This window comes from Flavobacterium johnsoniae (genome assembly GCF_030388325.1).
GTDB lineage: Bacteria > Bacteroidota > Bacteroidia > Flavobacteriales > Flavobacteriaceae > Flavobacterium > Flavobacterium johnsoniae_C.
This window is the reverse complement of sequence record NZ_CP103794.1, coordinates 4,120,313-4,135,965: the sequence shown is the minus strand read 5'-3', so window position 1 is coordinate 4,135,965 and position 15,653 is coordinate 4,120,313. Positions and strand designations below refer to the sequence as shown.

Genomic DNA, 15,653 nt, shown 5'->3' with positions numbered 1-15,653 from the left:
ATTTAATTTTAAATTAAATCTGCTCAATCTGCAAAATCTGCGTGAAACAATAAACACAAGCAGAATAAAAATTAGTGAAAATTCGTGTAATTCGTGGCAACCAAACCCAAAAAACATAAATTCAAAAACAACCCAAAATGAATCTGAAAATTAAATCTTTATACGCTCTTTGTATAAGCTTTATGTTGACAGCACAAAGCGGATTTTCGCAATCTGCCAAAACAAAAACATCTCTGCCTGAAATCAAAGTATCTAAAAATCAGCATTATTTTGTTACCGAAAACGAAAAACCATTTTTCTGGTTAGGCGACACAGGCTGGCTGGCATTTGGAAAACTGGATAGAGCAGGAATTGAGAAATATTTCAAAGACAGAAAAGACAAAGGATTTAATGTAGTTCAGGTTATGGTTTTGCATAACATCAATGCTGTTAATGTTTACGGAGATGCCGCTTTAATCAACGAAGATGTTTCAAAACCGTTGATTACGGCAGGAAATGATTTTAAAGATGCAAAGCAATATGACTATTGGGATCATGTGGATTACACTTTAGATGTAGCTCAGAAAAACGGAATTTACGTAGCCATGGTTCCAGTTTGGGGAACAAATGTTTCAAAAGGAAATAAAGTAAGCAAAGAACAAGCAATAGTTTATGCTGATTTCTTGGCTAAAAGATATAAAAACAGAACCAATGTAATTTGGTTAAACGGTGGAGACACACACGGAAATGAATTTCAAGATATTTGGAATGCGATCGGAAATACTTTAAAAACAAACAATCCGAATCAGTTAGTAACTTTCCACCCGTTTGGAAGAACAGATTCTTCAGAGAACTTTCATAACGAAAAATGGCTGGATTTCAATATGTTCCAATCTGGACATAGAAGATACGATCAGGATTCATCAAAAACTAATTTCAAAGAAGATAATTATAAATTTGTTCTAAGAGATTTCGAATTAAAACCAACGAAACCGACACTTGACGGAGAACCATCTTATGAAGGAATTCCGCACGGTTTACACGACACTTTACAGCCAAAATGGGCAGCAAACGACGTTCGCCGTTACGGATATTGGTCGGTTTTATCAGGCGGAGCTGGTTACACTTACGGACACAATGCGGTAATGCAAATGTTCAGAAAAGGCGATAAACCTGCTTACGGAAACAAAGAATTATGGACATCAGCTATCAATGCGCCAGGAGCAAAACAAATGGTTTACATTAAGAAATTAATGGAAGAAGTGCCATTTTTAGAAGGAGTTCCAGATGTTTCTTTAGTTGTTAATCAAGGCGATAAATACGATTATATTCCTGCAATAAGAGGAGAAAAATACGCTTTATTATACACTTACAACGGAAGAATAATTGAAGTAAAACTAGGAATAATTTCAGGAGATAAATTCGAAGCAACTTGGTACAATCCAAGAAACGGAAAGAAAACTAAAATCGGAACATTTGATAATAAAGGAACTCAGAATTTTCAACCTGAAGGTAAAAAGGAAGATGGTAATGACTGGGTTTTGATTTTGAAGTCTACTAAGTGATTAGTGAAAAGTAAAAAGTAATTAGTGAAATGCAATTTGTGAGTAAGTAATCACGAATTATCCACAATCTTGTCATTTCGACGAAGGAGAAATCTTCGCAAGAAACTCTACAAAGTTGCTCAAGCATACGGAGCCACTAAAGAAGATTTCTCCTTCGTCGAAATGACAAAAAATGAGAGTAAAAAATCTGTGCTAATCATTTTAATCTGTGGCAAAATAAAACAACACAACCATGAAAAACATACTAATAATATTCTGCTTCATTACCGGACTAAACACCACTTTCGCAAACGACGGTTGGTTAAACATCCTAAACGAAGGCGGAAACAACAAAGGAATAAAATGCACGCAAGCCATTCAGAACGCTATAGAAAAAGCATCTAAAAACGGCGGTGGAACGATCTTTTTCCCTGCTGGGGAATACTTAACTGGAGCTTTAACATTAAGAAGCAACATCACGATTCACTTAGATTCTGGAGCACTTTTAAAGTTCTCAGAGAACTTCGATGATTTTCTTCCGTATGTAGAAATGCGTTACGAAGGAATTGTAATGAAAAGTTTTCAACCCTTATTTTACGCAAAAGACGTCGAAAATATCACCATTACAGGAAGAGGTATAATCGACGGACAGGGAAAAGCATGGTGGAATGAAGTGTATAGAATTGAAACGGCAAAAGAACCATTGCCTCCAACCAAATACCAAACCATGTGGGAAGAGCAAAACAAAGGACTTTACACAGAACCATATTATAAAAGAACAGTTGATAAGAAATTCTTTAGACCATCTTTCTTTCAGGCTTATAACTGCAAAAACATTTTAATTGAAGGCGTTACGTTCAAAAATTCGCCTTTCTGGACCATCAATCCAGAATTTTGTGATAATGTAACCGTTACCGGGATTTCGATTTTCAATCCGCATTCACCAAATACAGACGGGATTAATCCTTCTTCTTGTACCAATGTTCACATTTCAAATTGCCATATCAGCGTTGGCGATGACTGTATTACAATCAAATCAGGAAGAGACGGAGACGGACGTAAATACGGAAAAGCAACAGAAAATGTAACCATTACAAACTGCACCATGCTAAGCGGTCACGGCGGAGTAGTTATCGGAAGCGAAATGTCGGGCGGAATCAAAAAAATTACGATTTCAAACTGTGTTTTTGATGGAACAGATCGCGGAATCCGTATTAAATCGGCTCGTGGAAGAGGCGGAGTTGTAGAAGATATTCGCGTCGATAATATCGTAATGAAAAATATCAAAGAAGAAGCTATCGTTTTGAGCCTTTTCTACGATAAAGGAACCACAGTTGAACCTGTAACCGAGAAAACTCCGATTTTCAGAAACATTCACATGAGCAATATTACAGCTTCAAACGTAAACAAAGCTGGACAAATTCTTGGAATTACTGAAATGCCAATTCAAAACATCACTTTTTCGAACATCAATATGGATGGAAAAGAAGGTTTTACCGTAAGCACAGCAACAGATGTTGAATTTCACGATGTAAAAGTAAATGCAACTGTAGGTTCTTCTTTCAAAATATCAGATTCAAAAAATATTATTTTAGACAACGTCGGATCTTCAACAGCAATAAAAGGAGTTCCTGTTATCAAATTAGATAATGTTTCGAATGCATTGATTAGTAATAATTTTCCATGCAACCCAACCGATGTTTTTATCGAAGCCGATGGAAAAGACACTAAAAACATTTTCTTAAAAAATAATGTTTTAAACAACGTTACAACGAAAATCAAAAAAGGAGCTTCTTTAGATAAAAAAGCAATTACAGAATAGATTATAATAACACTAATTTCACGAATTTACACCAATTTAATTCGTGATAATTCGTGAAATTAGTGTTCGATTTTATATCATGAAAAAAATATTCATTATACTAACCCTTTCGCTTTTTGCTGTGTGTTATTCGCAGAAAAAGAAAGATTTATATCTTTTTACGTCATTTAGAGAACCAGCGACAGAAGGCTTATATTTGGCATATAGTGAAGACGGTTACAATTGGAAAGGATTGGAAGGATCATTTTTAAAACCAGAAATCGGAGCCAGTAAAATCATGCGCGATCCCTCAATCACAAAAGGAGCAGACGGAACCTATCACATGGTTTGGACAACCGATTGGAAAGGTGGAAATGGTTTTGGTTATGCAAGTTCAAAAGATTTGATTCATTGGTCAGAACAGCAGTATATTCCGGTTATGAAAAACGAACCAGAAGTTGTAAATGTTTGGGCACCAGAGATTTTTTATGATGATGTAAAAAAAGAATGCATTATTATTTGGGCATCAACAATTCCGTTTAGATATCCAAAAGGAGTGGAAGAAGAGAAAAACAACCACAGAATGTATTATGTAACGACTAAGGATTTCAAAACGTTTTCGGATACAAAATTATATTACGATCCAGGTTTCAGCGTAATTGATTGTGTGATTGTCAAAAAAAGCAAAAAGGATTATGTTTTGGTTTTAAAAGATAATACAAGACCAATGCGAAATATAAAAGTAGCTTTCGGAAAATCGCCTTTAGGGCCCTTTCAAAAAAGTTCAGAACCTTTAACGGAGTATTTATCTGAAGGTCCAACGGTGGTGAAAGTCGGTAAAAATTGGTTGTTGTATTATGATAATTACGGTTCAAAAAATTATAAAGCGTTAAGCACAACAGATTTTGTTCATTTTGAAGATGTTTCTTCCAAAATAAGCCTTCCAGAAGGACATAAACACGGAACGATTACAACAATCTCTGCGGACGTTTTAAAAGGATTAATTGATAGAAAATAAATTATATAGCCACAGATTACACAGATTAAAATGATTTTTTTAAGATCTAATAATTAAAAATATAAATCTGCGGGAAAAAATTTACTCTCGCAGATTTAGCAGATCAAGCAGATAAAAAATAATCTTTTTAATCAGTGTAATCTGTGGCAAAAAAATAAACACAATGATTGCTTTCCAAAACATAAAAACCAACATCATCACAGCCACAATTATATTGGCTTGTAACGCTGTAAATGCTCAAAACGACACAGTGCGTTATGTTGGAAAAACACTTTCAAACATTGATTATCATCACGGAATGTTAAGTCCAGCGGTTGGAGTTCACGCTACGCAAATTATGCGTGCAAGCCGTGAACATCCTGAAAAAGCGGATGGTTTTGGATGGACATACAACCACCAGCCGATGATGGCGTATTGGAATAATACCTTTTATTTGCATTATTTAAGCGATCCTTCAGGCGAACATATTCCGCCAAGCCAGACTTTACTAATGACTTCTAAAGATGGTGTAACGTGGACAAAACCAGAAGTAATTTTCCCTATTTATAGAATTCCTGATGGATGGAAAAAAGAAGGAGTTGAAGGCGTTGCCAAAAATCTCGATGCGATTATGCACCAAAGAATGGGATTTTATACGTCAAAAGACAAAAGACTTTTTGCGTTAGCGTATTACGGAATCGCAATGGATGAAAAAGACGATCCAAACGACGGAAAAGGAATTGGTCGTGTCATTCGTGAAATTAAAAAAGACGGTAGTTTTGGCGAAATCTATTTTATCAGATACAACAAAACTTGGGACAAATCGAAATCGAAATTCCCATTTTACACCACATCAAAAGACAAAGGTTTCAAAAAAGCCTGCGAAGAAATCTTATCAGAACCATTGGTTTTACAGCAATGGGTAGAAGAAGCCGATCGTGATGATGAATTGATTCCATTACAGAAACCTTACAAAGCGTTTAGTTATTACCATTTGGCAAACGGAAATGTGGTTGGTTTATGGAAACACGCTTTAACTTCAATCAGTAGAGACGGAGGAAAATCTTGGGATTATATGCCATTACGTGCGCCAGGATTTGTAAACAGCAACGCTAAAATCTGGGGACAAAAAACATCAGACAATCGTTATGCAACACTTTACAATCCATCAGAATATCGTTGGCCGTTGGCGATTTCAACAAGTGATGACGGACTGAATTATAAAGATTTACTATTAGTTCATGGCGAAGTAAGTCCGATGCGTTACGGCGGAAACTACAAATCTGCAGGTCCTCAATACGTTCGCGGAATCACGGAAAAAAACGGAACTCCGCCAGACGGAAAAATTTGGGTTGGTTATAGTGTAAATAAAGAAGATATTTGGGTAGCTTCGATTCCTGTTCCTGTAACTTCAGAGGTTAAAGAACAAGCAAATGATGTTTTCAATGCACTTCCTGATGGTGAGGAATTAAAATTATGGAATACCTACGATCTTTCTTGGGCATCAACCAAAATCGAAAAGAAAGCCGATGGTAAAAAATGGCTCACGTTAAGAGATCAGGATTATTTTGATTATTCTCGTGCTGAAAGAGTAATTCCTTTTGCTTCAAAAATGGAAGCCGTTTTCACCGTAAAACCAGAACAGAACGATCATGGTTTATTACAGATTGAATTCCAAAATAAACAAGGATTACCTTCCGTAAGATTGATTTTTGATTCGGACGGAGAATTAAAGGTAAAAAATGGTGCGCGTTTGAGTGCGGTTACAAAATACGAAGCAAACAAAGCATATACAATCACCGTTAAATTAGATGCTAAAAACCGTCAGTACACTATAAAAGTAAACGATGGAAAAGAATCAACAAAGATATTTTATGCGCCAACAGACGGTTTCGAGCGAATTATGTTCCGAACAGGAGAACAAAGATACACGCCAAATCCAGACACTGAGCCAGATACAGACGATTACGACGATCTGCCTCAAACCGGAAAATTAATTCCAGAAGCAGTATTCAATATCGAATCGTTGATTACTAAGAAATTGTAAAAATATATTGTCACGAATTATTTTTGATAATTATTGATTCAAAAATTAGTGAAATTTGTGTAATTCGTGGCAAAAAAAATAGAACGCGGATGATACGGATTCGCTACCGCGAAGACGCAGATTTGCACGGATTTTATTTTTAAACAAATAAAAAATCAGTTTTTATCCGCGTCTTTACGAAGTAAATCCGTGTCATCCGCGTACGAATCTCAACAATTAAGAATGAAGAATTTCAAAAACATATTATTAGGACTTATCTTTTTAATGACATTCATCTCGAATGCACAAATTCTGCCTGTACGTTTAACAACAGAAATGGCTGAAAACCCATTAGCAATAGTTCAGAATCAGCCGAGATTAAGCTGGCAATTGGTTTCAAAAGAATCTGATGCATCACAAGTCGCTTATTTGATTTTAGTAGCTTCTTCGGAAGAAAAATTAAAAATGGATGATGGGGATATTTGGAACAGCGGAAGAGTTAATACAGACAAAAACCTACATATCGTTTATAATGGAAAACCATTAAAAAATGAAACCAAATATTTCTGGAAAGTAAAAGTTTGGAATCAATCAGGAAAAGTTTCAAAATGGAGTAGAACTGCTTCGTTCAGAACCGCTTCTTTAGAATCAGATTTAAATCCGACTTGGATTGGTGCGATTACAAAAGCCGACAGTCATTTACCAGAAGGAAGAAATTACCACACAGCCACTTTCAATAGAGAAAAAAAGAATTCGTTTATCAATGCTTCCGATTCTTTGGCAAGAAGAAGTATTATGCTTCGTAAACCTTTCGAAGTAAAAAAAGAAATCAAAGAAGCCGTTGTTTATATTTCAGGTTTAGGGCATTACGAATTAACAATCAATGGGAAAAAAGTTGGAAACAGCCAATTTGCGCCTTTGTGGACAGATTATGATAAAACAGTGAATTACAATGTTTACGAATTAAGCGCCAAAGAATTTCAAAAAGGCGATAACGTAATTGGTGTTTTGTTAGGAAACGGAATGTACAATACGCTTGCAGAAAGATATACCAAATTCTTTGTGAGTTTTGGTCCGCCGACTTTATTCTTCAAAATGAAAATTAAATATAACGATGGTTCAGAAGAAATTGTAAAGTCAGATGGATCTTGGAAATACAGCAAAAGTCCGATTACTTATAATAGCATTTTTGGAGGAGAAGATTACAATGCCAATCTAGAACAGAAAGGCTGGAATAGAAAAGGTTTCAAAGATAGAGAGTGGAAAAAAGTTGTCATTCAAGAAGCGCCAAAAGGAGTTTTAAGACCTCAGACAGCTCCGCCAGTTACAATTCAGAAACAATATGAAGTTAAAACCGTAAAAGAGCTGAAACCGAATTTCTATGTTTTTGACATGGGACAGAATCTTTCAGGATTTCCAACTATCAAAGTAAAAGGAAAAAGAGGACAAACGATTCGTGTTTGGGTTGCCGAAGGTTTAAATGAAGAAGGGACAATCGCGCAAGGAAGATCTGGAAAACCATACTATTACGATTATACTTTAAAAGGCGATGGAGTGGAAGAATGGACACCAAAATTCGGTTTCTACGGTTATCAGTATGTTCAGATTGAAAATATTAATTACAAAGAAGATAAAAATAAAGAACTTCCAACTTTGGTTGAATTGAAATCGAATTTCATTTACAATTCGGCAGGAGAAGCAGGAAGTTTTTCATGTTCGAATGAAATTTTTAATAAAACACACGAATTGATTAATAACTCGATAAAAAGTAATTTTCAAAGCGTTTTTACCGATTGTCCACAGCGTGAAAAATTAGGTTGGTTGGAAGAAATTCAACTAAATGGTCCAGGTTTAATGTTCAATTATAACCTTCAGAATTTCATTCCAGCAACAATGCAAAACATTTCTGATTCACAACGTGATAATGGTTTAATTCCGACCATTGTTCCTGAATATGTAATTTTTGGAGGTGATTTTACCGATTCTCCAGAATGGGGAGTTACAGGAGTTATTCTGCCTTGGATGTATTATGAATATTATGGCGACGCTTCATTATTAGAGAAATATTTTCCAGTAATGAAAAATTACGTGGATTATTTAGGAACGAAAGCAACAAATCATATCGTTTCACACGGATTAGGCGATTGGTACGATTACGGAACGCATCCTGCAGGATATTCAAAGAATAGTCCGATTGCGCTTTCTGCGACTTCGCACTATTATTATGGAGCTTATTTAGTAGCAAAAGCATCAAAATTATTAGGGAAAACTGAAGATTTTGAGAAATATAATGCTTTGGCTTCTGAGATTAAAACAGCCTTCAATAAAGAGTTTTTCAACGAAGAAACCAAACAATACGGAACAAAGAGTCAGTTTAGCAACTCGGTTCCGATTTTTATGGATATCGTAGAACCTCAGTATAAAGAAGCTGTAATGCAAAATCTGTTAGCCGATATCAAAGAAAAAGGAGATCGTTTAACAACGGGAGATGTTGGAAATCGTTATTTATTTCAGACTTTGGCAAGAAACGGCGAAAATGAAACGATGTACAGAATGCACAATCATTACGATGCACCTGGTTATGGTTTTCAGATTAAATTTGGCTTGACCACTTTAACGGAACAATGGGATCCTAGAAAAGGAAATTCGTGGAATCACTTTATGTTAGGGCAAATTGAAGAATGGTTTTACCAAAGTTTAGCCGGAATTATGTCCGATCCTGAAAAGCCAGGATTCAAACATTTCTTTATTCAGCCAGAAGTAGTTGGTGATATGACTTTCGCGAAAGCGGACTATCAATCGGTTTATGGAAAAATTGCTTCTTCTTGGGAAAAGAAAGACGGCAAATTTATTTTGACGGTTCAGATTCCTGTAAATACAACAGCGACAATCAAATTGCCAGTTGCTAAAAATTCAGAAATAAAAATTGACAATAAAAAGGTTAGAGTAGGTTTTGATGAAAAAGCGCAAAATCCTGTTTTGGAATTAGGATCTGGAATTTATACAATAGAATGCACAATATAATGGAACGCGGATGACGCAGATTCGCTATCGCGAAAACGCTGATTGACACGGATTTTTTTATTTGTTTTTAGGAAAAAGAAAATCCGTTTTAATCCGCGTCTTTACGAAGTAAATCTGTTTCATGAGCGTATCAACACACAACAATATTAAAATGAAAAATTTAAAATACATCTTCTTAGTTTCCATTTTTGCTTTGACATTTGCCAATGCGCAAAGCACTTCTGATACTAATTTTAGAAAACCAGTTTCAGAAACTTTAAAAAAAATTGAAACTGTTTTTAACGTAACGATCAACGACGACAGAGGTTTATTAAAAGGAAAAGAACTTGATTATGCAGATTGGAGAATTGAACCTGGAAATCTACCGCTTTCGCTGACTAATATTTTAGCGCCGTTTGAATTAATGTATTTCAAACAGCCTGATGGAACCTATATTATTCGTAAATATGAAAACCATAAAGTTTCTGTAGATAAAGGAAAAGAACGTTTGTTTTATCTAGAAAGCCTTTATTCAACTAAAGAACAATGGGAAAAACGTAAAGCAGAATTAAAAGCTTGCATGATTGCATCTTTTGGTTTGGACAAAGCGCCACCGATGCCTAAATCGAAACCGATTTTAACACCAAAAAGAATTTATAAAGATTATAGTGTCGAAAATATTGCATTAGAAATTCTACCTGGCGTTTATGCCACAGGTTCGATTTACAAACCGTATCCGTTAAATAAAAAAGCAGCGGTTATCATAACTCCTGACGGGCATTTCGGAGACGGAAGATATCGAAAAGACGAGCAATACAGATGTGCGATGATGGCTAAAATGGGAGCAATTGTAGTCGGTTACGATTTATTTGCTTGGGGAGAATCGTTATTGCAATTTCCAGAAGAAACGCATAGAAATAGCATTGCATCTACAGTTCAATTGCTGACGGGAATTCGTTTATTAGATTATTTGGCAACCGTAAAAAATGCCGATATGTCAAGAGTAGGTGTTACAGGAGGTTCTGGTGGAGGATCGCATACGATGTTTTTAGCAGCAATTGATGATCGTGTAAAAGTTTCAGCTCCAGTTGTGATGGTTTCTTCACATTTCTCAGGTGGTTGTCCATGCGAAAGCGGTCGTGGAATTCACTTATGCGGAAACGGAACTAATAACGCTGAAATCTCAGCTATGATGGCACCAAAACCACAATTGATTGTTTCTGACGGAAAAGACTGGACTTTGGCAGTTCCCGAATTGGAATTTCCTTTTATCCAAAGAACGTATGAATTGTATGGAAAGAAAGATTTAGTCGGAAACGCTCATTTTGCAAAGGAAGGACACGATTTCGGAATCTCAAAACGTATGGCTTTGTATCCGTTTATGGCGAAATATTTAAACCTAGATTTGAATAAAGTGAAGAATGATAAAGGAGAAATCGACGAATCGACTTGTGTGATTGAACCTTATGAGAAATTATATGTTTTTGGAAATAAAGCTGAAAATCTGCCAAAAAACGCATTGAAAGACATCAACAAATTATATGAAATGTTCGGAGAAAAAAATCTGAAAGTGTATGAAGTTAAGAAATGATATTTGGGCGTGACCCAATTTGAAAAAGGGGGCACTTTTGTAACCGCATATTTCGCCCCCTTTTTCAAATCGGGTCGGGCTATCCGCGCTACTTCGGTAGCCAGCTTCTATCCCTCACGCGCTCTAGTCATTTAAGGATATTTGTCTTTTGATTAGAAGTTTAAGAAATAAAGAAATATGAATTTAATAATTGATCTGTTGAAATCGAAAAATATACTCTGATGAGAATAACCAACAACAATCAACTATTAACTATCAACCATAGAATATGAAGTTAAAAATTAAAATAACGGCAATCTGTCTTGGATTTTTTTCCTTAACAGCAACAGCTCAAAGCGACCTAAAATTATGGTACGATAAACCAGCTGCAATCTGGAACGAAGCTTTGCCTTTAGGTAACGGACGTCTGGGCGCAATGGTTTTTGGCGATCCGGCAGTAGAACGTTTGCAGTTGAACGAAGAAACCATTTGGGCAGGTTCTCCAAACAGCAATGCACATTCTAAATCGATAAAAGCACTTCCAATTGTTCGTCAATTAATTTTTGACGGAAAATTTGATGAAGCACAAGATTTGGCTACGCAGGATATTATGTCGCAAACCAATGACGGAATGCCCTATCAGACTTTTGGAAGCGTTTATATTTCATTCAACGGACATCAAAAATATACCGATTACTACCGTGATTTAGACATCAGCAACGCTACAGCTAAAGTAAAATACAAAGTAAACGGCGTTGAATTTACAAGAGAAATTCTAACCGCATTTTCAGATCAGGTTATTGTAGTAAAACTTTCTGCTAGTCAGCCTGGACAAATTACTTGTAACGTTTTCATGAACAGTCCAATTGATAAAACGGTAGCTTCGACAGAAGGAAACCAGATTATACTTTCAGGAGTTGGAACTAATTTTGAAAATGTAAAAGGAAAAGTGAAATTTCAAGGCCGATTTACAGCTAAAAACAAAGGTGGTCAAATCGATGCAAGCAACGGTGTTTTAAGTATCAACAAAGCCGACGAAGTGACTTTATACATTTCGATTGCAACGAATTTCAAAAACTATCAGGATATTTCGGGTGATGAAATTGCAAAAAGCAAAGATTATTTAGCGAAAGCGGAAATAAAAGATTTTGAAGCCATAAAGAAAGCCCATGTTGATTATTATCAAAAATTCTTCAACAGAGTATCTTTAGATTTAGGTTCAAATGAATTGACAAAGAAACCAACAAACGAAAGAATTAGAGATTTTTCAAAACAGTTTGACCCTCAATTGGCGAGTTTGTATTTCCAATTCGGACGTTATCTTTTGATTTCGAGTTCACAGCCAGGAGGTCAGCCAGCCAATTTACAAGGAATCTGGAACGATATGGTAACACCACCTTGGGACAGTAAATACACAACAAACATCAATGCCGAAATGAATTACTGGCCCGCACAAGTAACCAATCTGCAGGAAATGCACGAACCTTTTGTGCAAATGGCAAAAGAATTGGCGGTTACAGGTGCGGAAACAGCCAAAACAATGTATAATGCCAGCGGTTGGGTTTTACATCATAACACCGATATCTGGCGTGTAACTGCTCCGGTAGATTCTGCTGCTTCAGGAATGTGGCCGACTGGTGGTGCTTGGGTTTGTCAGGATTTATGGGAAAGATATTTATATACAGGAGATAAAAAATATTTGGCAGAAATTTATCCAATTATGAAAGGTGCAGCTGATTTCTTTTTAGATTTCATGGTGATAGATCCAAACACAAAATATTTAGTGGTTGTTCCGTCGAGTTCACCTGAAAACACACACGCAGGCGGAACTGGAAAAGCAACAATTGCATCAGGAACAACAATGGATAATCAGTTGGTTTTTGATTTGTTTACACATGTTATGGAAGCTTCAGCATTGGTTTCTCCAGATGCTGTTTATGTGAAAAAAGTGAGTGATGCTTTGGCAAAAATGCCTCCAATGAAAGTGGGCAAACATAATCAATTACAAGAATGGCAGGACGATTGGGACAATCCGAAAGACAATCACAGACACGTTTCACATTTGTACGGATTGTATCCAAGTAATCAGATTTCGCCAATTAAAACACCTGAATTATTTGAAGCAACCAAACAATCTTTGATCTACAGGACAGACGAATCTACAGGCTGGTCAATGGGATGGAAAGTGAATCTATGGGCGAGATTATTAGACGGAAATCATGCTTATAAATTGATTCAAGATCAATTGCATTTGGTAACCGCGGATCAAAGAAAAGGAGGAGGAACGTATCCGAATATGTTAGATGCGCATCAGCCATTTCAAATTGATGGAAATTTTGGATGCGCAGCCGGTTTTGCCGAAATGCTGATGCAGAGTCAAGAAGATGCAATTCAATTATTGCCTGCTTTGCCAACGGTTTGGAAGGACGGAAGTATAAAAGGTTTAGTCGCAAGAGGCGGATTTGTAATTGATATGACTTGGAAAAACAATAAAGTTTCGACTTTGAAAATCTATTCGAAAATTGGAGGAAACTGCAGATTGAAAGTAGAGAATACTTTAAAAGGTTCTTCAATCAAAAAAGCAAAAGGGAAAAATTCAAATCCGCTGTTTTATGATGTAGAAGTGAAGAAACCGATTATTTCTAATGAAGCAAAATTGCCTAAAGTACAATTGCCAAATTATAGTATTTACGATGTGAATATGAAAGCGGGGCAGACTTATACTTTTACTGGGAATTAATATATGAGGTTAGACCTAACAGGTTTTTAAAACCTGTTAGGTCTTGATACGTTTCCTGCAAGGTTTTCAAAACCTTGTAGGTATGAAATAGAAGGTTTAGTTTTTAATTAAAATAAAACACCTACAAGGTTTTGAAAACCTTGCAGGAGTAAGAAAACGAAAAGGTCTCTTGCGTGAGTGATGGAAGTGGAGCTCTTTTTTGTGAGGCTTTTTCAGCCGAACAAAAAAAGCGGAAACGGACAGCACGACCCGGAGGGACACGCCCAAAGAATTAGTTTTAAAATAATAATTAGAATATGTTACAACATTTCAAACATAAAATAATAGCACTTTCAATAGTAATCGCCTGTATAAACAGCGGTTGCAAATCGGGTACAGTACATTCTCAAAAAGGAAAAGCAGTTATCTTAAAAGAAAAAAACTTCAAACATTATGTGGATTATTTAAACACAATGGAAGATGAAAACTTAAAATTCGCAATTCCGAATGACAGCGCGTGGGCGTGGATGGAAAAGAATATTCCGTTGTTTGAATGTCCACAGCAGAATTTTGAGGAAATCTATTATTTCAGATGGTGGAGCATTCGAAAACATATTAAAAATACACCGCAAGGATTTGCAATTACCGAGTTTTTAGTTGATCGTTCGTATGCCGATAAATATAATATGATTAGTTGTGCTTTAGGCCATCATATTAACGAGTTCAGATGGGTTCATGATCCTAAATACATTGAGCAGGATGTCAAACTTTGGTATCGAGGAAATGATGGAAAACCAATGAATAAATTGTATAAATTCAGCAGTTGGACAGCAGATGCTTTGTACAATCGTTATTTGGTAAATAAGGATGAAAAATTTTTATTGGATTTGTATCCAGACATGGTTACAGATTATGCCGTTTGGGAAAAAGATCGTCAGAGAAAAGATGGTTTGTTTTGGCAACATGATGTAAAAGATGGAATGGAAGAATCTTTAAGCGGAGGAAGAAAAGTGCAAAATGCGAGACCAACGATAAACAGTTATATGTATGGAAATGCTATAGCAATTTCTAAAATGGCTGAGTTGAAATGTGATAAGGAAACAGAAAACAAATTCAAAGCTAAAGCTGATGTTTTACAAAAATTAGTAGAAACTAAATTATGGAATCAGAAAAGCGAATTTTTTGAGACCTTTACAGAAAAAGATACTTTGGCACAGGTTAGAGAAGCAATCGGATTTATTCCGTGGTATTTTAATCTGCCGGAGCAGAACAAAGGTTTTGAAAAAGCTTGGGAACAAATTAAAGATGAAAAAGGATTTTCGGCTCCGTTTGGTTTAACAACAGCAGAAAGAAGAAGTCCTAGATTTAGAACACACGGAACAGGAACGTGTGAATGGGACGGTGCGATTTGGCCATTTGCAAGTTCGCAGACGTTAACGGCTTTAGCAAATGTTTTGAATAATTACAATCAGAATTTTGTAGCTAAAACAGATTATTTCAAACAAATGGATTTGTATGTGCAATCACAATATTACAGAGGGAAACCTTATCTTGGCGAATATTTGGACGAAACAACGGGTTATTGGTTAATGGGCGACAGAGAAAGAAGCCGTTATTATAATCATTCCACTTTCAATGATTTGGTGATTACAGGTTTGGTTGGTTTACGCCCGAGAGCAGATGAAAAGATTGAAGTAAATCCATTAATTCCGCAAGAAAAATGGGATTGGTTTTGTTTGGATAATGTTTTGTATCATGGAAATATAATAACAATTCTTTGGGATAAAACAGGAGAAAAATATAAAAAGGGTAAAGGTTTCAGAATTTTTAAAAATGGAAAAGAAATTGCGGTTTCTGAGAAATTAGAGAAGTTGGTTTCGAAATAAATAAATGCCTAGTTTGTCATTTCGACGTAAGGAGAAATCACACTCGGGATTCTACAAAGATTGGCATTACTTTGCGGAGTTTCTAGTGTGATTTCTCCTTACGTCGAAATGACAAAAATGAACATAAT

General features: G+C 35.8%; 8 protein-coding genes. All 8 read left to right on the top strand.

The window, feature by feature from the left end; all coding sequences use genetic code 11:
* The first annotated feature begins 137 nt into the window (after nucleotides 1–137).
* The 8 genes from NYQ10_RS17775 to NYQ10_RS17740 all read left to right on the top strand — a co-directional run bounded on the left by NYQ10_RS17775 (nucleotide 138) and on the right by NYQ10_RS17740 (nucleotide 15,525).
* Nucleotides 138–1,544: a glycoside hydrolase family 140 protein gene (locus NYQ10_RS17775; protein ID WP_289877566.1), complete on the top strand. Its 1,407-nt coding sequence runs from the start codon at nucleotides 138–140 to the stop codon at nucleotides 1,542–1,544.
* A 232-nt stretch (nucleotides 1,545–1,776) separates the two neighbouring features.
* Nucleotides 1,777–3,345 carry a glycoside hydrolase family 28 protein gene (locus NYQ10_RS17770; RefSeq protein ID WP_289877565.1) on the top strand — a complete coding sequence of 523 codons (1,569 nt, stop codon included), beginning with the start codon at nucleotides 1,777–1,779 and terminating at the stop codon, nucleotides 3,343–3,345.
* A 79-nt stretch (nucleotides 3,346–3,424) separates the two neighbouring features.
* Nucleotides 3,425–4,342: a glycoside hydrolase family 43 protein gene (locus tag NYQ10_RS17765; RefSeq protein ID WP_289877564.1), complete on the top strand. Its 918-nt coding sequence runs from the start codon at nucleotides 3,425–3,427 to the stop codon at nucleotides 4,340–4,342.
* A gap of 163 nt (nucleotides 4,343–4,505) precedes the next feature.
* Nucleotides 4,506–6,368 carry a six-hairpin glycosidase gene (locus tag NYQ10_RS17760; protein ID WP_289877563.1) on the top strand — a complete coding sequence of 621 codons (1,863 nt, stop codon included), beginning with the start codon at nucleotides 4,506–4,508 and terminating at the stop codon, nucleotides 6,366–6,368.
* Nucleotides 6,369–6,590: 222 nt separating this feature from the next.
* The gene (locus NYQ10_RS17755; protein ID WP_289877562.1) at nucleotides 6,591–9,371 is read left to right on the top strand and encodes a glycoside hydrolase family 78 protein; all 2,781 of its coding nucleotides are present in this window, start codon (nucleotides 6,591–6,593) and stop codon (nucleotides 9,369–9,371) included.
* 151 nt (nucleotides 9,372–9,522) lie between these two features.
* On the top strand, nucleotides 9,523–10,941 hold the full coding sequence (locus tag NYQ10_RS17750) for an acetylxylan esterase (RefSeq protein ID WP_289877561.1): 1,419 nt from the start codon (nucleotides 9,523–9,525) through the stop codon (nucleotides 10,939–10,941).
* Nucleotides 10,942–11,209: 268 nt separating this feature from the next.
* Complete coding sequence (locus tag NYQ10_RS17745) at nucleotides 11,210–13,660, top strand: glycoside hydrolase family 95 protein (RefSeq protein WP_289877560.1); 2,451 nt, start codon at nucleotides 11,210–11,212, stop codon at nucleotides 13,658–13,660.
* A gap of 296 nt (nucleotides 13,661–13,956) precedes the next feature.
* Nucleotides 13,957–15,525: an MGH1-like glycoside hydrolase domain-containing protein gene (locus tag NYQ10_RS17740; RefSeq protein ID WP_289877559.1), complete on the top strand. Its 1,569-nt coding sequence runs from the start codon at nucleotides 13,957–13,959 to the stop codon at nucleotides 15,523–15,525.
* Nucleotides 15,526–15,653: the final 128 nt, after the last annotated feature.